The sequence below is a fragment of the Mesotoga sp. HF07.pep.5.2.highcov genome, from assembly GCF_003666285.1.
Classification (GTDB): domain Bacteria; phylum Thermotogota; class Thermotogae; order Petrotogales; family Kosmotogaceae; genus Mesotoga; species Mesotoga prima.
Genome location: NZ_JFHJ01000218.1, coordinates 1 through 760, shown reverse-complemented (window position 1 = coordinate 760; position 760 = coordinate 1). Strand labels below are relative to the sequence as shown.

At 42.5% G+C, this 760-nt stretch carries 1 protein-coding gene and 1 pseudogene; both read left to right on the top strand.

All coding sequences use genetic code 11. From position 1 onward, the window contains the following. A partial coding sequence (locus BG32_RS15770) for a hypothetical protein (RefSeq protein ID WP_220660307.1) occupies positions 1 to 259 on the top strand: 259 nt, incomplete at its 5' end. Next, positions 252 to 760 (top strand): annotated as a pseudogene (locus tag BG32_RS04545) (hypothetical protein); the annotation flags it as partial. The gene BG32_RS15770 and the pseudogene BG32_RS04545, both read left to right, overlap by 8 nt.

The following is a 760-nucleotide window of genomic DNA, read 5'->3' as shown; positions in this document are numbered from 1 at the left end:
AGGAGATAATTTTCCCGTAATTGCGGGGCTATCGGTTCTTTTATTGCAACACTCTAGGTTGGCACATGTGCGATCTGAAGAAACTGTTCAAAAGCTCTTCAGGTTTAATTGCCGTTTTGGTTTCAAGTGCCTATTGATAATTCTTTATGGCTTTGGCTTCTATTCGAAAACGCTGCTCGTGCTAAAATCAATCGAACCTGTATGGTTATCGATACCAGATAGTTATCTACTTTCTAGAGGGAGAGACCTATTTGAATGACGGCAGAACAAAGGTTGGAATAGGTTTTGCGACTGGGCGAAGGCACTTTCAGAGAGTTTTGCGTAGCTACGTCTACAACTGGAAAGAGTCTGAACTGGTTGACAGCAAAGAACTAACACTGAATCTATTTGTTGCGTATGATCTGAATTACAAGAATACAAAGAAGGCAAATTACACCAAGATCAGTTCCAGTGTGGACGAATTACTGTTCTCCAAACATTTCATAGGTCAGAAGGAAGTTGAAGAAGAAAAGAGGTCGCTCATTAAGCGCGGGATTGTCGATTCGGAAGAAGCTTCTTTGGTTTTTGCAAAAGGATATGCTTCCCAGAGAAATATCGTTCTGTACAGCGCTCTGAAGAATCACATCGATTGCCTGCTCTATCTTGACGATGACGAGTATCCAGTTGCCGTTACGAACTACATGGGCTCTGTTTCGTGGATGGGCCAGCATCTTCTGAAAAGTCACTTGAACTACATTGATCAAGCCGACATCACCTACGG